This is a genomic window from Alteromonas sp. ABE4_545 (assembly GCF_056161325.1).
In genome coordinates this window covers 38,235-60,966 of sequence record NZ_JBSWYY010000007.1, presented here as the reverse complement: position 1 = coordinate 60,966, position 22,732 = coordinate 38,235, and the positions used below count along the sequence as shown (strand labels likewise).

The window sequence follows — 22,732 nt, the reverse complement described above, 5'->3', positions numbered from 1 at the left end:
AGGATAGTGCTAGCAATCGGGTTAGTGGCGACAGCGACAATATGATGCGACAAACACAGTTATTATTCTCAAAGCAAACCGGTGCGGGACTGATCGAAGTATTGATCAGCGTTGTTATCCTCGCCGTGGGGCTTCTGGGCGTTGCGTCGTTGCAATTTATTGGTTCTTTCAACAATGCGCAATCCATTACCCGTACTCAAGCCGAACTGGTTGCCAGACAGGTAGTAGAGCAAATACGGGCCGCTGCGGTATCAAACACGCAAAGTAATGGGCTAGTGGCAGATGACCAGTATTTTGATGCTGACAATTATAATTTTACCGGTTTGAGTTGCACTGGCCGTCATCCCTATTCTTGTTACTGTTTAACGCTACCTGCCGATGTACCTAATTGTCGTGATGGAGTGTGTACTGCTTCTGAAATTGCACAATTCGATGGTTGGGCTGCCTCTTGCTCAGCCGTTCAGGTTAACCCAAATATGTCGATTCAAGTCAGTTGTGATGACAATTTATTGGCCGACAATGCCGCCTGTAGTGCTGGCTCTGCAATCGAAGTGAAATTGAGCTGGCCCATCTCGAAAAAAAGTGCCGGTGCTGACAGTGTCAATACCGATTGTGCCGTGAACGGCGAGGCCAAGGCCTGCGTGTTGAAGGATATCACCTTATGATCTCACAGCGCGGCTTTAGTTTGGTTGAATTGATGATTTCTTTGGTTTTAGGGTTGATTGTAACAGGTGCAGTAATCCAGGTTTTTGTAAGCACGAATGTGACGAATCAATTCAATCAAACGGTGAGCGAAGTGCAGGACGCTGGCCGATTTATCTCAGCTAGATTACAAAAAGAATTTCAAGAAGCCGGCCGGTACGACGTGGTGACCACCAACATTGATAGTTCTGTCGATTTAGTGACTGAAGCGGCGTATATCGAAAGTAAGGCCGTTGCTATTGTCGGCGATTTTGATACTCAGGGCACCTTAGGGAGTCGCGAAGGCAGTAGCGGCGCTAATGATGCAATTGTACTTAATTTATTGGCTGCCAAAGACTGCACTGGCAACACTTTTGATTATGTTAACGGTGCGCTTTTTCACACTGTGAATTATTACTACGTGACTGACAATGCACTCAAGTGCAGTGGCTATGATGGCCGTGTGCTTCGCGGTTTAAAAAATCAAATCTCCAGCGGTAGTGCTATCACTTTGCTCGACAATGTAGAGCGTTTTCAACTCGAATACGGTGTGAGTGACGAAATTCAACAAAGTGATGGCAGCGTGATTCAATATATCACCGCAGATCAACTAGCTAATGCAAGAGCAAATGGGCAGATAGTGGTGTCGGTGAAGTTTGCCTTGTTGCTGAAGAGCCGGCAGGAGTTAGTCATTGAGACCGCGATCACTCAACGCGCTTTATTAGGTGAAGCGCCAATCGACGTTAACGACAATCACTATTATCAGGTGTTTTCTCATGCCATAGCGCTGCGAAATGGGATCAATCTAGTGGGGAGTACCAAGTAATGCCACACTCCACTTTTCTGATGAGCGGGAAGCAACAGGGTGCTGTGCTTGTGTTTGCGTTACTGATATTGCTTTGCGTTACCTTGTTAGGTGTTACTGCGGTGTCTTCGAGTTTACTTCAAAACAAAATGGCCGTTGCGCTGCAGCAAAACGGTTTGTCTTTTGATGCGGCAGAAGCCGCTATTGCGGGCGTTGTTTTTGAATCAGAGGATGAAGTGGTGTTGTCTGATGATGATATTGACGACCCGTTATCAGAGGCGCGGCAAGGCTTGCAGTATGACCCAACGGTTAATAGCCTCGTGTGCGCCGATGCCGACAATTGGACCAACCGACAAGTTACCTCTTCGGGGTTAACTCGAGGGGCACAGCAAACTCTAAACGGGAATTATCAGGCAAAGCCTGCGGTTAATAGTTGGTCACGTACGGCTTTTTTAAGAGAACAAGCGTGTAGAGGGTCGAGTAATGTGGTTGGGGGGAGCAATCTCAGTTGTCACGTATTTGTTATCAGAGGGTGTGGTCAGGTTGTTGGCAAGTCAACGGTGACGGCCAATACGTTGTCAGTGTCTGTTTTTGGGCCGTCGTCAAATTAGGAGCGCATGATGAAGCGTGTTGTTATCGGTTCTGTGTCGTGTTTATTGAGTTTTCTTATTGGGGTGTCTGCCGTTGCAGATGACCTCGATATCTATTTAGGTACATCGACCTCTCAGAAAACCTATAACCCCAATGTACTTTTTATCATGGATACTTCTGGCAGTATGACCAACAAAGATTCAGGGACTGAGTCGAGAATGCTGCGAGTACAGAATGCGCTAAAAGACGCCTTATCCGACGCCACCAACATCAACGCGGGGTTAATGCGATTTTCCGACTATGGTGGGCCAGTGCTTTATCCCATTACCAATATTGATACCACCATTGGTGCCGAGCTTGTCACCTCCACGTCAGGCAGTGCCAGTGACGCCTACGAGGTAAGCGGCAGTGTTAACACCTCGAGTAGCTACTTGGTATTAAGTCAATCGACTAATACGGTGACGTCGGGGCTGCGCTTCAGCAATATTATGATCCCCAATGGTGCTGTGATCACTGGAGCATATTTGCGCTTGGTTTCTTCTCAATACAATGTGGCAGACACCACGCTCACCATCCGGGCAGAGAGTATTGGGCACTCACCGGCGTTTTCTTCCTCAAGTAGTGACCTCAGCGCACGAGTAACCACAGCTGAATTTGTCGAGTGGAGCACGGATAACGAGTTTCCCGTGGATGGTGAAAAGGTGACATCACCCGATATCAGCAGTGTTGTACAAGAGGTTATTGATCACACTGATTGGTGCGGTGGTAACGCCATGAGCTTGCTGATCGAAGGGGTCAGTACCAGTACTGCCAGCAGTCGTATTGCTAAGTCTTATGACGACGGGACCGGAAATTCTCCCGAATTAGTGATTGCTTACGATGCGTCTACGGCCACGGGGTGTGTTGCCGATGAACTTTATTATCAAGTGGATGCGAACAACGCAAATGTGGAGGAAACCCGCAATGGGTACGATTCTACAGGCAACGAGTTAACATTTCTCAGTAGTTCTAATAACTATATTGGTTTGCAGTTCAAAACGGTGAATGTGCCACAAGGGGCGGTGATAGAGTCTGCTTATCTTACGTTTAAGGCCTACGATACCGACCGCTGGGATTCAGCGTCGATGAATATTGCGGCCATTAACATGGCTGATGCGCCTGACTTTGATCCTCATAGCCGTAATATGCTTCGAGACATCGCAAAGACTGGTACAGTGTATTGGTCAATGCCGGATTTCCGCCGCAACAGAGAATACACAACCCCCGACCTCAGCACCATAGTGCAAACAATAGTTGACCGAGGTGATTGGGTGTCGGGTAACAACATGGGGTTTGTGTTGAGTGATTTTTCCGGTACCCGAGGTGCTTATTCTTATAAAGGGCGTCCATCCTCTGCGCCACAGCTCTATATTAAATTTCGAGGTAACGCCACGGCAGGTGCATCGACCACGGTAAGAGACTTACTTCTCAGTAAAGTGGACGAACTTTCGGCGAGTGGTTATACGCCGATTGTCGATACACTGTATGAAGCCTCTTTGTATTATGGTGGCTTGGATGTTGATTATGGACGCAACAGAGGGTCTTCCGGTACTTCCAGTACAGTGCGTAAAAATACCCGAGTGAGTCACCGAGATTCATACTTAGGTGATGATTCGGTTTTACCTTATGGCTGTAGTGAAGACAACCTCAGCGACACAGACTGTATCAACGAGTATATTCCCTCTGGGGCGACCTATATCAGCCCTGTAAGCGACCTACAATGTCAAACCAACAATCATATTGTGCTACTTTCCGACGGTGAAGCAAACTACAACCACAGTGTGAGTAAAATTCAAAACCTAATTGGTCAGTCGTGTTCTGGCAGTGGGGGCGAGCAGTGCGGGTTGGAGTTGGTGAGTAATATCAGTAAAACATCCACGTCAGCCATTAATTCGCGGGTGATCACACATACCATTGGCTTTGCCGCGAATAATACTGCAAATAACTTTCTAAACAAATTGGCGATACAAAGTGGCGGAGGCTTTTACCAAGCAGATGATAGCGCGCAGCTATTGGAGGCGTTCCAAACCATTTTACGCTCAGTGAAAGATGTCAACGCCACGTTCGTATCACCAGGGGTCGCGGTGAATCAACTTAACCGTTTGACCCATAACGACGAACTTTATTACGCATTGTTTAAACCTGCTGAAGGTACGCTCTGGCCCGGGAACTTAAAGCGCTATCGCCTCGATAGCGACACGGTAGTGGACAAGAACGGGTTGAGTGCCGTTGATAACAACACGGGCTTTTTCGCAGACGGCTCACACAGCTATTGGTCGGTGTTTGCCGACGGTAGTGATGTTCGAGAGGGGGGAGCGGCGAGCTTACTGGATACGACTCGCAACATATATTGGTTTGATTCGGCGGGTTCGATAATACAAACCAATAATCGACTGCACGAAAGTAACAGTGCGATCACGTCGACTGAATTGGGCTTGGACGATGAAAGTGACCCTGCCGGCGCAAGAGAAACACTGTTAAAGTGGGCGCGAGGTATTGATGTAAGAGACAGCGATGGTGATGGCGATAGCACGGAAGCTCGGCTGCAAATGGGCGACCCGATCCATTCTCAACCAGTTATTGTGAACTATGGTACAACCGATTCCGCCATATTTGTTGCGACCAATCATGGCTTCTTACACTCTTTTGATGCACAAACGGGAGAAGAGAATTTTGCCGTCATCCCGCGTGAACTGTTGATCAACCTACATGATTTTTATCAGGACAATACCAGTTATACGCATTTGTATGGGCTTGATGGCGATATGATTCTTCGGGCGGTTGGCAGTAAAACTTACCTCTATGTTGGTATGCGCCGTGGTGGCAGAAACTACTACGTTTTTGATGTGACCGCGAAAACAACACCAAAACTGGTGTTTTCTATCAAAGGTGGCAGCGCTGGGCTGGAGCAGTTGGGTCAAACATGGTCAGCGCCGACCATTACTAAAATGCGGGTTGGTGGCACCGCTTACAACGTTATGGTTGTAGGAGGAGGTTACGATGATACTCAAGATACCAATACCGTACGCACCGCAGACAGTACGGGCAATGCAGTATTCATTTTTAATGCCGATACAGGTGATTTACTGTGGCAGGCGAGTAATAGCAGCGATGCCGACCTTACCTTAAGTGAGCTTCAGTACGGTATTCCGAGTCAGATTTCAATTATAGACAGAGATAATGACGGTTTTGCTGATCATATGTATGCGAGTGATGTGGGAGGGCAACTCTTCCGGTTTGATATTTATAACGGTAAATCTGGCGCTGACTTTATTAAAGGCGCGCGTATTGCTGATTTCGGCGGTACCGCCGAAGCGGATAACCGGCACTTTTATTACGCGCCTGATGTCTCTGAAATTAGCCTAAATGACGAGGTGTATTATGCCGTTGCTGTTGGCAGTGGTTGGCGTGCTTCTCCCTTAAATACAGAAGTAGATGACAAGTTTTACATGATAAAAGACCATGGCGTCTTTCAATTCGACGAAGATGGCGAATATGTGTTTGAAGACGTCGCCTATGAATCTGACATGTATGATGCTACCCAGCATCTCTTAACCAGCACCGACAATGCCACCAGAGAGTTAGCCTCAACAACCTTTAGTGAAAAACGAGGATGGATGATCAATTTTGCCACTGCAGGTGAAAAAGTACTGGCGAGAGCGGTGATCATTAACTACAAAATATTCTTTACCACGTATATTCCTGCCAGCAGTTCGACCAGTGAATGTGCCCCTCCAACCGGAAACAGTCGCGCGTACTTGGTCAATTTAATTAATGGGAATGCGGTTGATGATCTGGATAACGACGGTGATACCGACAACAGTGACCGCTATGCGGATTTACAACAAACCGGGATTGCGCCCGACACTAAGATTCTTATCGAAGATATTATCAACCCAGTTGTTTGTTTAGGCACAGAATGCGTGTCCACGGTGGTTGATGATGATGAAGACGGCGACGGACGAACATGCACCACGGCGTTTAGTTGTTTAAGTGAAAATATCTTTGGTGAGTTTGAACGGGTACAACGAGGTAGCTGGTCTTCTGATACAGAACAAGACTAGTCTCTTGGGTTGGTGCCGTTTGATTTGAATTTGTATTAGATCGAGAGGTAATTGCGCTATGTCGAGTCATCGTGGCTTTTCGTTGATCGAATTAATGATTGTGGTTGGCATTATTGCGATTGTCACTGCTATTGGGTATCCGGCGTATCAATCGGTACTTGCCAGTGGCTATCGCAGTACAGCACAAGCTGACCTTATGGGGTTAGCCAGTGCAATGGAGCGTCATTACAGTGCGCAGTTTAGTTACGAGGGGGCGGCATCTGGCGGCGCAGATACAGGGTCGCCTACGGTTTTTGCTTCGTTTTCACCATCTAGCGAGAGCGAGGCAAACAAGCGGTATAACCTTACCATTGCAAACGTGTCAGATGATGGCAGTACCTTTGAGGTCAGGGCGGTACCTGTATCTGGCTCGGGTGTTGAGTCTGACGGAACGCTGTTTTATTTTAGTGATGGGAGAAAAGGCTGGGACCAGAATAACGACGGCGCGCTCTCTGCCAGCGAATATTGTTGGTCTTGTTAGTAAATCAAGGCCAGATACACAAGGCGTGAATTTAAGAACAACTCAATGCTGTGCCAGATAAGGCTTGTTTAACACCATCGCCATCATAATCGATGGCTGTGGCGATGTGGCCGTATGTGGTAATACTTAGGCCAGCTGCATCGCTGTCTTTTCCCGGGTAAGGGCAGATGGTAATCGTTACGTTTTCACTTACGCCGCCGTTGGCATCAAAATACAGCGCGCTAGTTATGCCGGAGAAGGTATTATTTGGGCCGAGTGCATCGGCGGTGGCTATCAGCGCTTCATTGTTTCCTCTTGCGCCGTCTTCGTCTGTATCAATGAAAACCATTTTCGCATGTCGCCAATTCGTGGTGCAGCTGGTGTAGTCAGTGGTGGGGCAGAGGGTCACATTGGCTTGTTCATTTACCGCCTTAAACCGAGCAAACTGTGCAACGGCACTAAAATTATTGAGGTCAACGACTACACGAGATTGCTTCACTAAGTCACTGGCGCCAGGCGCGACAACTGTAATCAGCAGCGACACAATTGCAATGCCGATCATGAGTTCTAATAGCGTCATGCCTTTGTGTTTTCTCATCATTCAGGTCTTTCTCACGCAGTGATTACTCATTCTAGTGTAATAGATAAAGCCTAAATGGGAGATATTAAAGCTAATAAGTGTGTATTGCTTAGCATGCTTCTATCGACGCAAAAGTATCGCTTTCTTCACATAGCCGCACTCGTCCAAGCGCACTGACCACCACACTCAGAGAAGCGTTACCGGCCTGCAAAGTAAGTTTGCCGTTGTGCCCCATGGAAAGCCCTCGCACGCCGTCGAACGCGGGTGGGCCGTGGGATGAAAAGGTCGATTGGACCAGGCTGACTTGCGAAAAATCCTGATATGACACGGTTTCTATACCGGGCGTTACACAGTTTTGAGTTTGGCAATCACACGACAACACAAAACTAAGGCACCAATGTTGGCCCGTTTTTAGGTTCGCAATTTGTTCAACGCCGGTGAACAATGCGTGGCGGCGGGCAGATTCTAACGTAGTGACTATAACTCGGGATGCAGATAACACTGCTTGTTGCTGTTGATACGCGACGAAGGAAGGCAGAGCCTGTGCAGAGACTAGAGTGATAATCGACAATACTGCGATCAGCTCAAGCCAAGTGTAACCCTGATGCTTCACTTAATTTATATCCCGTATAGAAATGACGTTACCTTAGCGCCACTCAGCGACGGCGTCAGCGGGGCAAAAGTACAGATTTTAGCGCTGAAGGGTAAAAAAGAGCGTTGTTGTGACAACACTGCACATAGAATGCGCAGTAATGTTGTGCTAAATTGAGCGTGATATAAACAGAATCAAACAATTGCCTCCTTTCGGTCAGAGCTTGGTATTTTCTCGACGACGGCTACTGACAACTGTGCCTAAAGTGGCGTACACTTTAGTCGTAAACACTTTCGCAAATCTCGGAATTAGTAATGAATAAACAGGCAGTTATTGAAGAAATGAAAGTGCAGCCTACCATCGACCCACAAGTTGAGGTAGCGCGACGCGTTGGTTTCATCAAGCAACAGTTAACGCAGTCAGGTATGAAAGCCTTGGTGTTGGGGATCAGCGGTGGTATCGATTCCTGCACCCTTGGGCGTTTGGCACAATTAGCAGTAGACGAATTAAACGCATCAGGTGATGGGCAATATCAGTTTATTGCCGTTCGTTTACCATACAATGTTCAGGCGGATGAAGATGATGCTCAGTTGTCAATTGACTTCATTCAACCCTCTCACGCCGTGACCGTGAATGTGCAGCCCGGTGCCGATGCTATTCACGCCGAAACTACTCAGGCGTTGCAGGGTTCAGGGTTGTTGCCAGACAGCGAAGCCAAGCAAGACTTTGTCAAAGGGAATGTAAAAGCGCGTTCGCGTATGGTGATTCAGTATGAAATTGCCGGTATGGTCGATGGTTTGGTGCTCGGCACGGACCATTCTGCTGAGAACATTACGGGCTTTTATACTAAGTATGGTGATGGAGCCTGTGACTTAGCGCCACTTTTCGGTTTGAGCAAACGTCAAGTGCGTCAGGTAGCCGCGCATCTTGGTGCGCCGAGCAACATTATCGACAAAGCGCCTACGGCAGACCTAGAAACGCTAACGCCGCAGAAAGCCGATGAACAAGCGCTAGGGTTAACCTACGATCAAATCGACGATTTTCTGGAAGGTAAAGACGTTACCGCTGACGTAGAAGAAAAGTTGTTGGGCATTTATCATAGAACGCAGCACAAGCGCGTTCCTATTCCTACCATTTACGACGAGTAGACGACGATGAAGAAAATTGAAGCAATCATCAAACCATTCAAAATGGACGAAGTACGAGAAGCACTCGCAGAAGTGGGTGTAACGGGAATGACGGTTTCTGAAGTTAAAGGCTTTGGCCGTCAAAAAGGGCATACTGAGCTTTATCGTGGGGCGGAATATCAGGTCGACTTTTTGCCCAAAGTAAAGATTGAAGTGGTTGTGACTGATGAGCTGGTGGAGCAGTGTGTTGAAGCCGTAATTAAAGCGGCGAAAACAGGCAAGATCGGTGATGGCAAAATTTTTGTTTATCCAGTAGAAAGCGCTATTCGTATTCGTACTGAAGAACAAAACGAAGATGCAATCTAAAACACGTGTTTTAGCGTAATGAAAGCAGCCGAATAACAGGCTGCTTTTTTGTTTAAGGGGGAAATAATGGCAAAAAGCTTTTTATTCGATTGGGGCGACACGCTCATGGTCGATTTTCCTGATGAGCAAGGGAAAATGTGCGAGTGGAATAAAGTGCAGGCCGTCGACGGTGCTGCTGACACTCTGGCTGCGTTATCTGCTCAATTTCCTCTTTACATCGCAACGGGAGCGAAAGAGTCCAATGCCGATGATATTCGCAAAGCGTTTTCGCGGGTGGATATGGATAAATGGCTATGTGGCTACTTTAGTGAAGACAATGTCGGCGTTGCTAAGGGGAGCATTGAGTTCTATTTAACGATTGCAACAAAGCTGACTGTATCACCGCGAGATCTAGTTATGGTGGGAGACAACTACAACAAAGATATTCTTCCTGCTCTTGAGGCTGGTTTGTGGGCGGTGTGGTTGGCGCCAGCTGGCACAGTTTCAGACGGTCACCCAGGCCTAAAAGTGATTCATCATCTCAGTGAGTTACAGAATATTGATGAGTGGCTACTGGTTTAGCGTAGAGCTAAAACAGAAAAAATGCCGATAATGAGCATTATCGGCATAGAGTATTTTAATTAGTGATCGTGCCCACAGCCGCCAGGCCCGTGAACATGGCCGTGAGCGAGTTCGTCAGCGGTGGCTTCGCGCACAGCGACGATTTCTACTTCGAATGACAACGGCATGCCTGCAAGCGGGTGATTACCATCGACAACGACTTCGTCGTCAGTGGCTTCGATAACGATAACCGACTGCTCACCTTGTTCTGTTGTCGCGCGAAATGACATACCCACTTCTACATCTAAACCGTCGAACATAGACTTAGGCACTGTTTGTACCAATTGGTCAAGGCGTTCGCCGTAGGCTTCTTCAGGAGCAACATCAACAGAGAACTTGTCTCCAGCTGTTTTTCCTTCCAAGGCATTTTCCAAGCCTAAAATCAAAAAGCGATTACCTTGTAATACCGTCAACGGATCTTTGCCTACTGATGAATCTAACTCAGTACCATCTTCCGTGCTCACGGTGTAGTGAAGAGTAACAACGCTGTTTTGTGCAATTTGCATAAATAAACCTTAAGAGTGTTAAATTGCGGCAACTGGCTCGCCGTCTTACATTTCTTTTCGTAAATTATTCGTTGAGCACGTAAGGTAGCGGCTCAACGTGGAATTCGGGTTGTTCTGTGCCTGACAGCCTAAAGACCGCACTTGCTTCAGTGTCATTTGCCAACACCGCGAGCACCCATACTTCTTCGCCAAGTATAGCAGAGCGTAAAACTGTGCCACCAGAACGCCAATTTTCCCCCAATTGTTTGTCCACCTTAACACCGATGTCTAATGATGTCGCGGGTAAACTCTGTGTCGTGGCTTTAAGCGCGTAAGCCGCGCGTTTGTTTCTCCCCAGATAGCGAGTTCTTGCAACAACCTCTTGCCCCATATAACAGCCTTTTTTGAAGTCAATGCCATCGATCAACTGCAAGTTCATCATTTGCGGCACAAATTGATTCACGTTTTGGCCAGCAACATCAGGCACACCAGCGGCGATACAAAGTGCTTCAAACACTGCCGTGTCGAAAGTGGCAATGGCTGATTTTTCACACCAGTTTGCCCACGCTGTCTGCCCTTGTGCGGTTAATGCCAATAAGTACCCTGCTGGTAACGCTAACTTTGCAACTAAACCGTGTTCCGACGTTTGCGTGTGATCTACATCGGGGCATGCGCCGAAGGTATCTTTGATAAAACTGTCGACGTGTTCGCCGCGGGCGAAAAAGAGCGCGATATTGTCAGACTCATCAGACAGGCTAATTTTTGAGAAAACGCCATACTTTTGTAGCTGTGCCAACGACGCCTCAAGCGCGCCTTTGTGTGTTAGTAGCCAATAGTTTTCTGCGTGACGACACAAATAGGGTAGTGCCCATGCTTTGCCTTTGAAATCACAGTGGGCTGTGCGTCTGATAGCGTCTTGCGCGAAAGACTTTACATCAATGGTAATTTGACCATGTAGGTAGTCGGCTGATTGTTCACCAACACATTGCACTACGCCCATATGACTCAGTGGTACGACAAAATCCGTTGGCAGCGACGCCAACGTTGCGGGTAAGCCCATAACATAACCTCATTTGCGATCTATTTGCTGAACATGGGGCATTTTTTGCCAGAAACAAGGGCGCGGGTTGTAAGTAAGTTGCCAGCGTGGGGCAGGCTAGTCAAAAGAGCAGTGATCCAACCTTGCCCTACGTGGTATGATTACTACAAAGTCGTAACGTGAAGATCCGTATGTTTACAAAGAAAAGAACTGCTCGTCTAAAGTGGGCCTGTCGTCGTGGTATGTTAGAGCTGGACGTACTTTTTCTACCTTTCGTAGAAGAAGCATTCGACGATTTGTCAGATGAAGACAAAGAAACGTTTGAGCGTTTGCTCACGTGCGATGACCCTGATTTGTTTGCTTGGTTTATGGGGCATCAAGAATGTGATGATCCAGAACTTGCCAAGATGGTGGCCACTATATTAAATCGTGTCAAAGTATAGTGTAGTTATTACACCATCGACATTGCGACGCTACCGACATTTCGGCGTTTGCATCGCTTTTTTGGTTGCGTTGCTCTGTTTATCTGAACATTTAAGCTCGCATCTCGGTGTTTGGCATACTGTAGCCATAATTGGGGTGATTGGCATAATGTGTCTGCCGCTTGGTGGTAACAATGAGCGTTGCTATCAACAGGTGGTTTATGAGTTGAACGGACAAATAACAATTACGTCTAGCTCATCTACCACACAAGGTGCATTGGCCCAAGGGAGTTTGTCATCGCCGCTGGCGTTGTATTTACTTTTAACGCAAGTGGGTACGCGGCAAGCCGTGAAGGTTTGGGTTATTAAAGGAGAGATTCCGGAAGCTGATTTTAGACGGCTTTCCAGAATAATTATTGGGCTGCGTCGTTCAGCGCCGGTAACCCGTTAAAAGGATTCAACAACACATGATTGGACTGTATTTTCGTGCTCTAATTAAACAGCCAGCTAAGCATAAGTCGGCACAGAGAATTGCGTTACCTAACCAAATTACGCGATGTGAAACACTCTTACCGGACAAAGCCGCAATCCAACAATATCACGACTGTGTGGGCTGGCAAGGTGACAGTGTTCACCCATGCTATTGGCAAACCCGTTCAATGCATCTGCAACTGGCTCTGTTGCTACACCGCACTTTTCCCTTTGCGCCAATGGGCTTAGTACACATTCGCAATCACATTGACTTAGTTCACTCCCAACGTGTTGATATTCCGATAGAACTCACCGCCAAATTTGGTGAAATTCGCGAACATGCAAAGGGATGGGAATTCGACGTAGAAGTACGCGGAGTACAGCGAGGGCAATTGGTCTATCGCGCGGTGAGCACTTATTTAGCCAGAGGCACTCGCTCTCTTGTTAGCGAAGCCCCAAAAACACCATCAGTAGAGGCGGACATTTACTTAGAAAACACGCTGGAACCACAAGTTGTAGCGCGTTCACAAGGTCGTCGTTACGCAAAAGTTTCGGGTGATTATAACCCTATTCATTTGTTTGATTTGACCGCCAAGGTATTGGGTTTTAAGCAAGCGATAGCTCATGGAATGTGGACATTGGCTTCGAGTATTTCACAGCTTTGTGCCAGCGACATTGTAGCGTTAAGCCAAATACATGGTATTGATTGTGTGTTTAAAAAGCCGGTTTTCTTGCCCGCGAAAACGCAAGTGACGTACCAATCGATAAAAGGCGATGGAGAAAATGAGGTTCGTGACACCCTTTCATTCGCGCTAGTGCCAGAGTGTGACGAGCCAAGTGCGCAACATTGTCATTTATTCGGCAGTATTTATTAGTGCTTCATACGCTAGCAATAAAAAACTACCGTTCACTTCAGGATCTTGTGATGCCCCTAGGCAACCTGAACGTGGTAACGGGGCCAAATGGCAGTGGAAAGTCTAATATTTATAAAGCGCTGCGTTTGTTGGCAGAAACGGCGCGGGGTGGCGTAGTCAACGCATTGGCACGAGAAGGCGGGTTAGATTCCACTTTTTGGGCTGGCCCTAAAGAAATTACCGCCGCGATGAGCCGCGGAGACGTAAAGGTACAAGGCACCCACAACAACAGCGCTAAACGCCTTATGCTTGGTTTTTCCGGGGATGATTTTAGTTATTCGGTTGCTTTGGGCATTACTCCGCCAGTGCCATACCCCAGTGCTTTTAATCTCGACCCAGAAATTAAGCGTGAAGCAATTTGGCAGGGCCCCAGCTATCGTCCTGCATCTTCGCTGGTGGAGCGTAAAGACACTCTGGTGAAGGTACGCGATGGTCGGCGATGGCGTGTGATTAATCAGCATATGCCCATGTACGAAAGTATGTTTACTCAGGTGGCCGACCCATCACAAGCCCCTGAAGTGTTAGCCATGCGCGAATTTATTAAGCACTGGCGCTTCTATGATCACTTTCGTACTGATGCTGATGCGCCGGCGCGGTTACCCCAATTGGGAACACGTACCTTGGTGATGAGTCATGATGGTTCGGATCTCGCTGCAGCGTTGCAAACAATCATAGAAATTGGTGATGAGTCGGGGTTGGCCGACGCGATCGATGAAGCCTTTCCCGGTGCGACACTGAAAGTACATGTATCAGAAGATGGACATTTCAGTTTGTTGTTTAATCAACATGGACTGTTACGCCCACTGACAGGTAAAGAGTTGTCGGATGGAACCTTGCGCTTTTTACTCTGGGTGGCGGCTTTATTAACGCCACGTCCTCCATCATTGATGGTAATAAACGAACCTGAAACCAGCTTACATCCTGACTTACTACCAGCCTTGGCTAATTTAATCATCAAAGCTTCTCACTCTACGCAGGTGTGGGTGGTCTCTCACGCCAAACCGTTAATTGCTGCATTGACTAAAGCAGAAGGCTGTAATGCTATCCACCTCAACAAGCATTTTGGGCAAACCACAATCAAAGGCCAAGACCTACTGACTACACCGAGTTGGCATTGGCCTGTTTAATGGTATAGCGCGCTGAAAGCCTTGCAAAAAGCAGGTAGTATGTTGGGTAGCAAAAGAACTTTGAGGTAAAAATACTCCACAACTACAGGAAGGATATAGTGTTTCAACCCAACACTCAGATGGAAAACGCCTACCGTTTTTCTCGTTTCGATGTCGACAACCTGCTCGCGAGTTGCAGCCGACATCCAATCGTTTTGGAAGATCATAACTGGACGACTTGCGAACATTACGTTCAGGCAAGCATTGTTCGTGCTCCGGCCGACGCCGATATCATTGATAAATTCGCGAGTGGAGAACAGGCCGTTGCTTATACTAAGCCTTGGTATCGGCGCAAAGTTAAAGATTATAAAAAATTAGCGCCTACACTCATGACTCGAGCGTGTTACACAAAAGTGCAGATGTACGAGGAAGTGAGAGAAGCCTTGCTAGCAACCGAAGACAAGCTAATTGTTGAAGGCTCTCAATACGATTATTTTTGGGGAATTGGCCGAGACCAGCGAGGCGAAAATCACCTCGGGAAAGTCTGGATGAATATCAGAGATAAATTACGCGGGTCACAATCGCAAGGCTAAGGGGGCGTCGCCATTACACCTTATCTTCTTCACGCGCACTTTTGTTCTGGTGGCTCTTGGTTGAATCGTTGAAACAACCAGCCAATTCCCACTAGGCTTAAACCCAAACCAATAAACGACATGGCGCGTAATAACCCTTCCAAATGTGCCATGTCGACGATGAATGCTTTTAGCAATACCAGCGCCAAAACACCAAAACCAATGTTTTGCAAGACGAGCTGCTTTTTATGCTGACCGACAAAAACAGTGGCAGTAGCGATGAGCAGCCAGACAATGGAATAGGTATACAGCTCGGCCTGAGTAAGTTGCCCATTCAGCACCAGTAAACCGTCGTGGAAAGCGCCTCGAATTAAACCATTTACGTAAAAACACAACCATACACCACTGACAACACTTAAAAATAAACGCAGGTTTTCATCCGTTATTTGGAGGCGTTTTATTGCCGTGACTATAAGTGCGGGTATTGCCCACAAAATCAGTAACCAGTTGATTAAAAGCCCTTGTCCTGTGTCTGTGTGCACTATGAATGGGTTACGAACAATTGATATGTCGAGGTGGATCAACCCGGCAATAACAAGTAAGAACAGGCCAAAGCCGCGACAAAGGAGTGTATAGCAAGGTGTGAGTGTTGCTCGCCATAAATACACACCAGATAACGCAAACCAATTCATAGCCAGTAGTGCAGCTTCTTTGAATTCAAGGACGAAGAAATTAGGGTAGTGCCCGACCAACCAATAGCTGGTTTCAGTTGTGACCAACAAAGCCAAAATATGAATGAACGCACCTTCAAGCCAACGCTTGAAGCTCTCAGACGAGTGATAGGTTCGACTGAATAGAATAACGCCCAACACGATAGGGTATATCACTATTGTCCAATGGATGCCGAGTATATGCTCAGCCTGGTAACTATCTAACCAAGGCGCGAGGGTTAAACGCGTGGTGACTACCAATAATGCCAGTTTGTACAGCCAATCTGGCAGTGGAACTTTGTTTTTCCAACTAAGATAGCTCATTACGCCGATTTGCATGGCAATCGCCAATGTTAGTGTGGCAGCGTCAAGCAACATAGTGCAACACAATGTGATACAGGTATTGGCCAGCACGCTTAACGTAAGTTTAACTAAACCCGTTTTCGCTTTTAATGATATGACGGCGCTTGAGATGGCAATGATGAGTAATTCTGCAAGCCAAAGTGGATACAAATTATCACTTGCTGCATTAGGTGAGAGAGCGTAGCTGACAGCGTAGAATGAGGTCGGCCCGATAACGAGTAACAGCAAATACGCAGGGCGTTGCCAACGACGATACATCACAGCACTGTATGCAAGTACGAACCAAGCGCCCACTTGCGCGAATAAGTAACTTTGGCGCATGGGGAATAGATAATCGCTGTAATCTTTTGGCTCTGGCATCAAGGTGTAACCGTAAAGTGCGAAGAGCAGGGCAATGAATGGCCAGGAGTCGAAAGCACTGTAGCGTGCGGGCACCGTGCAAAGTAGCGCTCCAATCATTACGCAGCCCAGCACAACGTATAGACTGGTGCCAACGAATGTTAAAAATATTGCTAGTGCGACAACAGGGATGAGTAAACCCAGATGTTCTTTTCTGGGCATTAACAGGGTTTTGGTGGGTAGAACCTTTGTCATGTGCTGGGTTAACTTCCAGCCCATCATATCAGACAGCACATAAAGGTAGATACTGAACAGGCAGAATAATGCAATGGCGTAAAAGTGAGAGCCGTTTGCCATACTAATACTTAAAGACAACCACAAACTATTGGCTGCAAAACTCAGCCACCAGAGCTTTGTTTGGTTTACCGTTTGTGCAATCCAGATAGCCGAAACCGATACAAAGGCCGTGTAAAGCAATAGTGCATTAACGTTGTTGGAGCCTGTAGATACAAGAAATGGCACCGTATACGCTCCAATTACACCTATCCACGCTAATAAAGGACCAAACCGAAGAGACAGAGAGGTCGACACTAACGAGACTAGCGCTAATAATCCAAAAGCGATGTGGGCATTAATGAAATGATAGAAGTCAAAAGCAACCAGGCCCATCGCATAGCAGGTTATCACCCCACCACTGGCTAACGCCGCGCATACGTGGGGAGAATGGATCTGAAAGCGTTGTTTGTTTCTTGCCAAATATTCTGCGGCAACCACTAAACCGCAACCAAATACACAACCCATCAACACCCGAAGTTCAGGGGGCAGTAAACCCGCTTCAATGGAGTAACGGGCCAGAAAAATACCGCCCAATGCGAGTACCAATCCACCAAGCCACAATAACCCATTGCCTTTGAGAAAGGATTCAAGTGAGAAACGCTGTGGCGGTACTTTATGTAAACGTGGCGAAGGCTTGCCGGTAGGGCGTGACTTTGCAATTTGTTGTGCTTTTACTGCTGGCTTTTCGGTTTGTTCAGAAGCGGCTTTACTCGCTGTGGTAGCCTGAATAGGTGTAACGTTAGGAGTGGTACTCGGCGGTGTTTCTTCAGCGACTGGCGAGGATGACGACAATAATGCTTGCAGCCGACTAATTTGCTTGGCTTGTAAATTAACTTTGTTGTGTAAGCTACTCAGCTCTATTTTTAACGCAGCAATAGTTGAGCGATTAGAAAAAGCAATGATTGCGCCCGCTAGCAGGAACACAACAAATGCCACAACTAGCAATACCATCTCCATATTCTTTCCCTGAGAGTGACCGATATTATTTACCACTTTCCATCAGGTTCATACCATGCGCTTTTTGTGCTGCATAGTCAATGCAAGGGCGTCGCGTAGGAGTAAACAGCAAGCAAAAGCTTGCTGTTTGTGATGCGAAGAATAACGGGCTTAAGTCGTTAGTGTTCCAGGTTCTGGATGCATCTGGCTCGCTGTTGGTGCCAGAATACTCGGGCCTGAATTATCAAGCTTATCAGGGTAATCTAAATTGTAGTGAAGCCCGCGACTTTCTTTTCGGCTCATAGCGCAACGAACGATCAATTCTGCTACGGTTACAAGGTTGCGCAGCTCCAACAAGTTATTACTGACTCTAAAGTGTGCGTAATATTCTTGAATTTCCTGTTCGAGTAATTGAATACGGCGGAAAGCGCGTTCTAAGCGTTTGTTGGTTCGTACAATGCCCACGTAGTCCCACATGAATAAACGCAATTCATGCCAGTTGTGCTGAATAATAACCTCTTCGTCCGAGTTACTCACCTGGCTTTCATCCCAAGGCGCAATGTGCTCTTGTGGCGCATTTTCATTGAGTCGTTGTGTAATGTGTTCGGCTGCTGAACGGGCAAATACAATACATTCAAGCAACGAATTCGACGCCATGCGGTTAGCGCCGTGCAATCCCGTGTAAGCCACTTCACCAATAGCATAAACGTTATCTAAGTCGGTTTTGGCATTAAGGTCGGTGATCACGCCACCACAACTATAATGTGCTGCTGGGACCACCGGAATCGGTTGGCGTGTGATATCGATGCCTAATGAACGACATTTGCGGTAGATATTAGGGAAGTGCTTAACAATAAAATCAGCCGGTTTATGACTGATATCCAAATACATACAATCAGCACCGAGGCGTTTCATTTCATAATCGATGGCGCGGGCCACGATATCTCGTGGAGCGAGGTCTGCACGTTTGTCGAATTTGTGCATAAAGCGCGTGCCATCAGCATGACACAATTGCGCCCCTTCACCACGCAGCGCTTCGGTGATCAAAAAGTTTTGTGCTTGTGGGTGGTACAAACAAGTGGGGTGAAATTGATTAAACTCCATGTTGGCAACACGACAACCCGCTCGCCAGGCAATGGCCACACCGTCACCACTGGATACGTCTGGGTTTGAGGTGTACTGATACACTTTACTGGCGCCGCCCGATGCCAAAGCGACAAAGCGGGAGCGAATCACTTCGACGTGTTCGCGTTGGCGATTCCACACGTAAGCTCCAATCGTGCGCTTGTCATTTTCCTTGCTGCTGATCAGGTCAATGGCATTGTAACGTTCAAATATATGAATGTTGGGGTGATTCGAAGCGGCATCGTTGAGGGTGACTTGTAGCGCCTCACCGGTGGCATCGGCGGCATGTAAAATACGGCGGAAACTGTGCCCGCCTTCGCGGGTTAAGTGATAGCGCTGCTCACCGCTGGCGTCTGTTTCTGTATCAAACGGTACACCGTGATTAATTAACCACTTCATAGCAGATTTGGCATTTTCTGCAGTAAATCGCACTACATGCTCGTCACACAAACCCGCACCAGCATCGAGTGTGTCAGCAACGTGGTCATCAACTGAGTCTTGTTCATCTATAACGGCTGCGATACCGCCTTGGGCATAGCGCGTAGACCCTTCGTTGCGGTCGCTTTTACTCAATACAATCACCTGACAGTGATCGGCCAAAGTGAGGGCGAGGCTTAAACCTGCGGCACCGCTACCAATAATCAATACGTCACAGGCGTGTTCAATTGCATGGGAAGCGTCGTTACTAGATGAAGATAAGACAGAATTCATGTATGTTATCGGGTATTGAATAAATCAAATGTTCGGCAAGTCTACTGGATGTCCCGCAAAACTCAAAATGTAAGTGCGAGACTGCGGATTTTCAGGGCCTAGCGATAAATTGTAAAAAAAGATCAATATTCCGCCGAACTTTCTCTCAATCATGCAGTCTACTATTTTGCTTGCATGAGCTATGAGTTTTGTTGTTTAGGAGAAATGGCTCGAATGAGCGAGCAAATTACAGACCAGCAGCTGGTTGAAAAAGTCCAGCAAGGCGATAAGAACGCATTTAATCTGCTGGTTACCCGTTATCAACACAAAGTGATGCACCTAGTAAGTCGTTATGTGAAGAACTCGGGAGATGTGGCAGACGTTACGCAAGAAGCCTTTATCAAAGCGTACCGCGCATTGCCAAATTTCCGAGGCGAAAGCGCCTTTTATACTTGGTTGTATCGCATTGCCGTAAACAGCGCCAAAAATTATTTGGTTGCGCAAGGGCGAAAGCCACCGGCAAGTGATGTTGACGCGCAAGAAGCAGATTATTACGAAGGAAGTGACTCGTTAAAGGAACAATCTACCCCTGAACGGAGTCTACTGTCTGACGAGCTTCAAGCAACACTGTTTAGAGTTGTTGAAAAGCTACCCGACGATTTACGTATGGCGATTACGCTGCGAGAAATCGAAGGGTTGAGTTACGAAGAAATCGCAAACGTGATGGATTGCCCGGTTGGTACGGTTCGTTCTCGAATCTTCCGAGCGAGGGAAGCCATTGATAAAGTGATTCAACCACTTTTGGAGAACTAACTCCAAATGTCGTTGGTCGCGAATGAGCATGAAGTACTTGAGAGTGTCGATGCACTCTGGTACAAAATTGGCGTTAATGCAGGAAATGAGTTTTATGACGCAACAACATGAAAATTTATCCGCGTTTATGGATGGCGAAGTTGAAGACGAAGCCATTATCAATGCGATAAAAAATGACCGCGAGTTGCAAGATAAGTGGCGTAGTTACCATGTCATTCGTAGTGGCTTGCGTAAAGAAGCGTCGGTTATGCCTGAATTTGATATTACTGCTCAGGTTGCGGCAGCGCTTGCTGACGAGCCTACAGTAATGGCGCCGAAGTCTCGCTTAAGCCGCCTTCCATTGGTGAATAAGGTTGTACCTTTCATCAAACAGGGTGGGCAATACGCAGTAGCAGCGTCAGTTGCGGCAGCGGTAATTTTGGGTTTCCAAACTTACAATACGCCAGCGCCTACTGAACCTTTTGCTACAGCACAGACGATGGTGTCTCAAGCAGCCAATTTGGCGCCAGTGAGTCTTCAGCAGCCTGTGAGTATGGAATCTAACCAAGCGTTGACACGTGAAGAAATGGAAATTTTGATTCAAAAGCGTCGTCAGCTGAATGCGTTAATTGCCGATCACGAGCAGCAAGTTAAGCTTAAAAACGCACAACAACAAAGCGATGCTGCAGAGACCGAGGCAGAGGAAATCGACAAGCCTTGAATATTTATCCCCCGTTAGGTGCGCGCAAAGCGCGCCTAATTTGTGCGCTCCCAAACCCGTTTAAGAAAGTTCGTCTGTTTTTATTTTCAACCTGTTTTCTGGTTGCGTTTGCCGCTCATGGCCAAACTACTCCCAGCGACCCTCAAGAACAGCCTGCTTCCCAACCGCAAGTGGCTACACCTGCCGAACCTCAAAATACAACAGAATCAGCAGCTCAAACTGCGGCTAATGGTGTTGAAGAGGCCTTGGCTCAACAGGGGATGAGCGCGGAACTGTGGTTACAGCGGCTAGCACATGCAACTTCCACAATTAATTTTGAAATTTCCTATGTGGTCACAACCACAGGGCGTGAAATAACGCCTTACTTGTGGCGACATGCCGTTATGCCCGATGGTACATCCATGGAGCAGTTGAATGTGCAAAATGGGCCAGGGCAGGAACTGATTCGAGTGGGGAATATCGTTAGCGTGTTCGAGCCAGATTCGGCGCCTTTCAGTATTCATGGTGATGCCATTGATGGCCCCATTCCCAGTGAACTTTTATATCACCCTGAACGTTTGCATCGTAGCTACCACTTTTTAAAGTTAGGGCGAGCGCGCGTTTCTGGGCGTACTGCGCAATTAATCCGTATTGTGAGTAAAGACGACAGCAGGTATAGCTATCAAATTTGGCTAGACGAAGAAACCGGCTTGCTGTTGAAGTACAACATGGTTGATATGAAAGGGGCACTAATGGAACAAATTCAGGTGACGGCCATGAATTTGCTCACAGACGCACCCGCGTACTTCTCACGTATCAATCAGGCTATGCTACCTAAAGTAACCGTACTTACCCATCAAGAGCATCAACATAGCTGGGAGGTAGAATATTTACCTGCGGGTATGAAAGAAGTAAAACGCGAAGTACGACGTTTACCGATTACTGGGCAAATGGTTGAATATAAACTTTTCAGTGACGGTATGGTTGATGTGTCGGTATATGTGCAGTCAGCCTCTAATGCCTTGGGTGAAAACCTCGCAGCGCGTCGTGAATTGAACACTTTTCTTACTCTTACCGATGGTCAGGTTCAAGTAACGGTAGTGGGCGAGATTCCCCTTGAGACAGCCCAAGTGATCGCTAACTCACTGCGTATTGTTGAGAACAATCGTGATTAAAGAAAAAGCAACCGTGGTCGCATTAGAGGGAGATACTGCAGTTTTGGAAGCCGCGGTAAAATCTACCTGTAATGCCTGTCAGGTACAGTCAGACTGCGGTACTGGGGTGGTCGCTCGTGCACTTGCACCTCGTGTACAACAACTTCGTGTGAAAACACCGCTGGCCTTGCGCGTTGGTCAACAAGTTGATGTGGGGATCCCCGAAAGTGGTGTGGTATCGGCTTCACTGTGGTTGTATGTGGTGCCTTTACTGGCAATGCTGTTCTCGGCTCTTGGGTTTAGCGCTGTGTTACCACGCATAGGTTTAGCCAGTGAATTATGGGTATTACTGGCGAGTGTTGTTACAACCTTGGGAACTTTTGTATTGGTGTCTGGTTATTTGAAAAAACACCAAGATCACCGATATCAGCCAGTGATTTTCCTCTCTCAAACCACGGCCGTGGACAAGTCCGCTTAACTTTCCAACGATAAGCGGTGAAATCAACAAACATTCTTTACCTTAATTCGCTTTCTTGCGCGATAATGGGTAAAATCCGCACGCTCGTTCTCTGCCTAAGGGCGAAGAACCAAAGAAATAACAATGAAGCAAATTAGTTGTTTCAGCGATGTTCGT

23 protein-coding genes are annotated in these 22,732 nt (G+C 47.2%); 17 read left to right on the top strand and 6 right to left on the bottom strand.

Annotation, left to right across the window (positions count from 1 at the left end; translation table 11 throughout):
• The first annotated feature begins 41 nt into the window (after positions 1 to 41).
• Genes ACXAH6_RS08840 through ACXAH6_RS08820 form a run of 5 tightly spaced genes read left to right on the top strand, consistent with a single transcriptional unit; the run spans position 42 to position 6,700 of the window.
• Complete coding sequence (locus ACXAH6_RS08840; protein WP_474876300.1) at positions 42 to 665, top strand: type IV pilus modification PilV family protein; 624 nt, start codon at positions 42 to 44, stop codon at positions 663 to 665.
• Entirely contained in the window at positions 662 to 1,507 is an 846-nt protein-coding gene (locus ACXAH6_RS08835) for a PilW family protein (RefSeq protein WP_474876299.1), read from the top strand. Before ACXAH6_RS08840 ends, ACXAH6_RS08835 begins: the two co-directional genes overlap by 4 nt.
• Positions 1,507 to 2,097, top strand: a complete 591-nt coding sequence (locus tag ACXAH6_RS08830; RefSeq protein WP_474876298.1) for a PilX N-terminal domain-containing pilus assembly protein — start codon at positions 1,507 to 1,509, stop codon at positions 2,095 to 2,097. The genes ACXAH6_RS08835 and ACXAH6_RS08830 overlap by 1 nt, the downstream gene beginning before the upstream one ends.
• 9 nt (positions 2,098 to 2,106) lie before the next feature.
• Positions 2,107 to 6,180 carry a PilC/PilY family type IV pilus protein gene (locus ACXAH6_RS08825; RefSeq protein ID WP_474876425.1) on the top strand — a complete coding sequence of 1,358 codons (4,074 nt, stop codon included), beginning with the start codon at positions 2,107 to 2,109 and terminating at the stop codon, positions 6,178 to 6,180.
• 58 nt (positions 6,181 to 6,238) lie between these two features.
• Positions 6,239 to 6,700 carry a type IV pilin protein gene (locus ACXAH6_RS08820; RefSeq protein WP_474876297.1) on the top strand — a complete coding sequence of 154 codons (462 nt, stop codon included), beginning with the start codon at positions 6,239 to 6,241 and terminating at the stop codon, positions 6,698 to 6,700.
• 31 nt (positions 6,701 to 6,731) lie between these two features.
• On the opposite strand, the gene ACXAH6_RS08815 is transcribed toward ACXAH6_RS08820, so the two are convergent.
• A complete protein-coding gene (locus ACXAH6_RS08815) occupies positions 6,732 to 7,280 on the bottom strand; it encodes a GspH/FimT family pseudopilin (protein ID WP_474876296.1) in 549 nt (182 codons plus the stop codon).
• Positions 7,281 to 7,368: 88 nt separating this feature from the next.
• Positions 7,369 to 7,872, bottom strand: a complete 504-nt coding sequence (locus ACXAH6_RS08810) for a GspH/FimT family pseudopilin (RefSeq protein ID WP_474876295.1) — start codon at positions 7,870 to 7,872, stop codon at positions 7,369 to 7,371.
• Positions 7,873 to 8,165: 293 nt separating this feature from the next.
• On the opposite strand from ACXAH6_RS08810, the gene nadE reads away from it, so the two are divergent.
• From nadE to ACXAH6_RS08795, 3 genes are all read left to right on the top strand, one after another.
• Positions 8,166 to 8,999: an ammonia-dependent NAD(+) synthetase gene (nadE, locus tag ACXAH6_RS08805; RefSeq protein WP_474876294.1), complete on the top strand. Its 834-nt coding sequence runs from the start codon at positions 8,166 to 8,168 to the stop codon at positions 8,997 to 8,999.
• 6 nt (positions 9,000 to 9,005) lie between these two features.
• The gene (locus ACXAH6_RS08800) at positions 9,006 to 9,344 is read left to right on the top strand and encodes a P-II family nitrogen regulator (protein WP_474876293.1); all 339 of its coding nucleotides are present in this window, start codon (positions 9,006 to 9,008) and stop codon (positions 9,342 to 9,344) included.
• 66 nt (positions 9,345 to 9,410) lie between these two features.
• On the top strand, positions 9,411 to 9,905 hold the full coding sequence (locus ACXAH6_RS08795; RefSeq protein ID WP_474876292.1) for an HAD family hydrolase: 495 nt from the start codon (positions 9,411 to 9,413) through the stop codon (positions 9,903 to 9,905).
• Between the two features lie 59 nt (positions 9,906 to 9,964).
• On the opposite strand, the gene ACXAH6_RS08790 is transcribed toward ACXAH6_RS08795, so the two are convergent.
• Positions 9,965 to 10,450 (bottom strand): FKBP-type peptidyl-prolyl cis-trans isomerase, encoded by a 486-nt coding sequence (locus tag ACXAH6_RS08790; RefSeq protein ID WP_474876291.1) that lies wholly within the window; start codon positions 10,448 to 10,450, stop codon positions 9,965 to 9,967.
• A gap of 64 nt (positions 10,451 to 10,514) precedes the next feature.
• Positions 10,515 to 11,489, bottom strand: a complete 975-nt coding sequence (gene ygfZ / locus ACXAH6_RS08785) for a tRNA-modifying protein YgfZ (RefSeq protein WP_474876290.1) — start codon at positions 11,487 to 11,489, stop codon at positions 10,515 to 10,517.
• Positions 11,490 to 11,659: 170 nt separating this feature from the next.
• Between ygfZ and ACXAH6_RS08780 the strand changes: the two genes are divergently transcribed.
• The 5 genes from ACXAH6_RS08780 to ACXAH6_RS08760 all read left to right on the top strand — a co-directional run bounded on the left by ACXAH6_RS08780 (position 11,660) and on the right by ACXAH6_RS08760 (position 14,974).
• A complete protein-coding gene (locus tag ACXAH6_RS08780) occupies positions 11,660 to 11,911 on the top strand; it encodes an FAD assembly factor SdhE (RefSeq protein WP_474876289.1) in 252 nt (83 codons plus the stop codon).
• A gap of 148 nt (positions 11,912 to 12,059) precedes the next feature.
• Complete coding sequence (locus tag ACXAH6_RS08775; protein WP_474876288.1) at positions 12,060 to 12,341, top strand: hypothetical protein; 282 nt, start codon at positions 12,060 to 12,062, stop codon at positions 12,339 to 12,341.
• A gap of 16 nt (positions 12,342 to 12,357) precedes the next feature.
• Positions 12,358 to 13,236: a MaoC/PaaZ C-terminal domain-containing protein gene (locus ACXAH6_RS08770; protein WP_474876287.1), complete on the top strand. Its 879-nt coding sequence runs from the start codon at positions 12,358 to 12,360 to the stop codon at positions 13,234 to 13,236.
• The gene (locus tag ACXAH6_RS08765; protein ID WP_474876424.1) at positions 13,236 to 14,402 is read left to right on the top strand and encodes an AAA family ATPase; all 1,167 of its coding nucleotides are present in this window, start codon (positions 13,236 to 13,238) and stop codon (positions 14,400 to 14,402) included. Before ACXAH6_RS08770 ends, ACXAH6_RS08765 begins: the two co-directional genes overlap by 1 nt.
• Before the next feature lie 98 nt (positions 14,403 to 14,500).
• A complete protein-coding gene (locus ACXAH6_RS08760) occupies positions 14,501 to 14,974 on the top strand; it encodes an NADAR family protein (RefSeq protein WP_474876286.1) in 474 nt (157 codons plus the stop codon).
• Positions 14,975 to 15,003: 29 nt separating this feature from the next.
• Here ACXAH6_RS08760 and ACXAH6_RS08755 read toward each other — a convergent pair whose 3' ends face one another.
• Both ACXAH6_RS08755 and nadB read right to left on the bottom strand, forming a co-directional pair.
• Positions 15,004 to 17,658, bottom strand: coding sequence for a DUF2339 domain-containing protein (locus tag ACXAH6_RS08755; protein WP_474876285.1), 2,655 nt, complete (start codon positions 17,656 to 17,658; stop codon positions 15,004 to 15,006).
• 150 nt (positions 17,659 to 17,808) lie between these two features.
• Positions 17,809 to 19,473: an L-aspartate oxidase gene (gene nadB, locus ACXAH6_RS08750; protein ID WP_474876284.1), complete on the bottom strand. Its 1,665-nt coding sequence runs from the start codon at positions 19,471 to 19,473 to the stop codon at positions 17,809 to 17,811.
• Between the two features lie 213 nt (positions 19,474 to 19,686).
• Between nadB and rpoE the strand changes: the two genes are divergently transcribed.
• The 4 genes from rpoE to ACXAH6_RS08730 all read left to right on the top strand — a co-directional run bounded on the left by rpoE (position 19,687) and on the right by ACXAH6_RS08730 (position 22,576).
• Positions 19,687 to 20,265, top strand: coding sequence for an RNA polymerase sigma factor RpoE (gene rpoE, locus ACXAH6_RS08745; RefSeq protein WP_474876283.1), 579 nt, complete (start codon positions 19,687 to 19,689; stop codon positions 20,263 to 20,265).
• 94 nt (positions 20,266 to 20,359) lie between these two features.
• Positions 20,360 to 20,965: a sigma-E factor negative regulatory protein gene (locus ACXAH6_RS08740; protein ID WP_474876423.1), complete on the top strand. Its 606-nt coding sequence runs from the start codon at positions 20,360 to 20,362 to the stop codon at positions 20,963 to 20,965.
• The gene (locus ACXAH6_RS08735; protein ID WP_474876282.1) at positions 20,962 to 22,119 is read left to right on the top strand and encodes a MucB/RseB C-terminal domain-containing protein; all 1,158 of its coding nucleotides are present in this window, start codon (positions 20,962 to 20,964) and stop codon (positions 22,117 to 22,119) included. Before ACXAH6_RS08740 ends, ACXAH6_RS08735 begins: the two co-directional genes overlap by 4 nt.
• On the top strand, positions 22,112 to 22,576 hold the full coding sequence (locus ACXAH6_RS08730; protein WP_474876281.1) for a SoxR reducing system RseC family protein: 465 nt from the start codon (positions 22,112 to 22,114) through the stop codon (positions 22,574 to 22,576). The genes ACXAH6_RS08735 and ACXAH6_RS08730 overlap by 8 nt, the downstream gene beginning before the upstream one ends.
• Positions 22,577 to 22,732 lie beyond the last annotated feature (156 nt).

What these genes read in the sequence shown, in the direction of transcription:
- ACXAH6_RS08755 (WP_474876285.1), bottom strand. Translation starts at nt 17,658, where the DNA reads ATGGAGATGGTATTGCTAGTTGTGGCATTTGTTGTGTTCCTGCTAGCG.
- ACXAH6_RS08795 (WP_474876292.1), top strand. Translation starts at nt 9,411, where the DNA reads ATGGCAAAAAGCTTTTTATTCGATTGGGGCGACACGCTCATGGTCGAT.
- ygfZ (WP_474876290.1), bottom strand. Translation starts at nt 11,489, where the DNA reads ATGGGCTTACCCGCAACGTTGGCGTCGCTGCCAACGGATTTTGTCGTA.
- nadE (WP_474876294.1), top strand. Translation starts at nt 8,166, where the DNA reads ATGAATAAACAGGCAGTTATTGAAGAAATGAAAGTGCAGCCTACCATC.
- ACXAH6_RS08775 (WP_474876288.1), top strand. Translation starts at nt 12,060, where the DNA reads ATGTGTCTGCCGCTTGGTGGTAACAATGAGCGTTGCTATCAACAGGTG.
- ACXAH6_RS08780 (WP_474876289.1), top strand. Translation starts at nt 11,660, where the DNA reads ATGTTTACAAAGAAAAGAACTGCTCGTCTAAAGTGGGCCTGTCGTCGT.
- ACXAH6_RS08740 (WP_474876423.1), top strand. Translation starts at nt 20,360, where the DNA reads ATGACGCAACAACATGAAAATTTATCCGCGTTTATGGATGGCGAAGTT.
- ACXAH6_RS08835 (WP_474876299.1), top strand. Translation starts at nt 662, where the DNA reads ATGATCTCACAGCGCGGCTTTAGTTTGGTTGAATTGATGATTTCTTTG.
- ACXAH6_RS08800 (WP_474876293.1), top strand. Translation starts at nt 9,006, where the DNA reads ATGAAGAAAATTGAAGCAATCATCAAACCATTCAAAATGGACGAAGTA.
- ACXAH6_RS08820 (WP_474876297.1), top strand. Translation starts at nt 6,239, where the DNA reads ATGTCGAGTCATCGTGGCTTTTCGTTGATCGAATTAATGATTGTGGTT.
- ACXAH6_RS08840 (WP_474876300.1), top strand. Translation starts at nt 42, where the DNA reads ATGATGCGACAAACACAGTTATTATTCTCAAAGCAAACCGGTGCGGGA.
- nadB (WP_474876284.1), bottom strand. Translation starts at nt 19,473, where the DNA reads ATGAATTCTGTCTTATCTTCATCTAGTAACGACGCTTCCCATGCAATT.
- ACXAH6_RS08815 (WP_474876296.1), bottom strand. Translation starts at nt 7,280, where the DNA reads ATGATGAGAAAACACAAAGGCATGACGCTATTAGAACTCATGATCGGC.
- ACXAH6_RS08830 (WP_474876298.1), top strand. Translation starts at nt 1,507, where the DNA reads ATGCCACACTCCACTTTTCTGATGAGCGGGAAGCAACAGGGTGCTGTG.
- rpoE (WP_474876283.1), top strand. Translation starts at nt 19,687, where the DNA reads ATGAGCGAGCAAATTACAGACCAGCAGCTGGTTGAAAAAGTCCAGCAA.
- ACXAH6_RS08825 (WP_474876425.1), top strand. Translation starts at nt 2,107, where the DNA reads ATGAAGCGTGTTGTTATCGGTTCTGTGTCGTGTTTATTGAGTTTTCTT.
- ACXAH6_RS08790 (WP_474876291.1), bottom strand. Translation starts at nt 10,450, where the DNA reads ATGCAAATTGCACAAAACAGCGTTGTTACTCTTCACTACACCGTGAGC.
- ACXAH6_RS08770 (WP_474876287.1), top strand. Translation starts at nt 12,358, where the DNA reads ATGATTGGACTGTATTTTCGTGCTCTAATTAAACAGCCAGCTAAGCAT.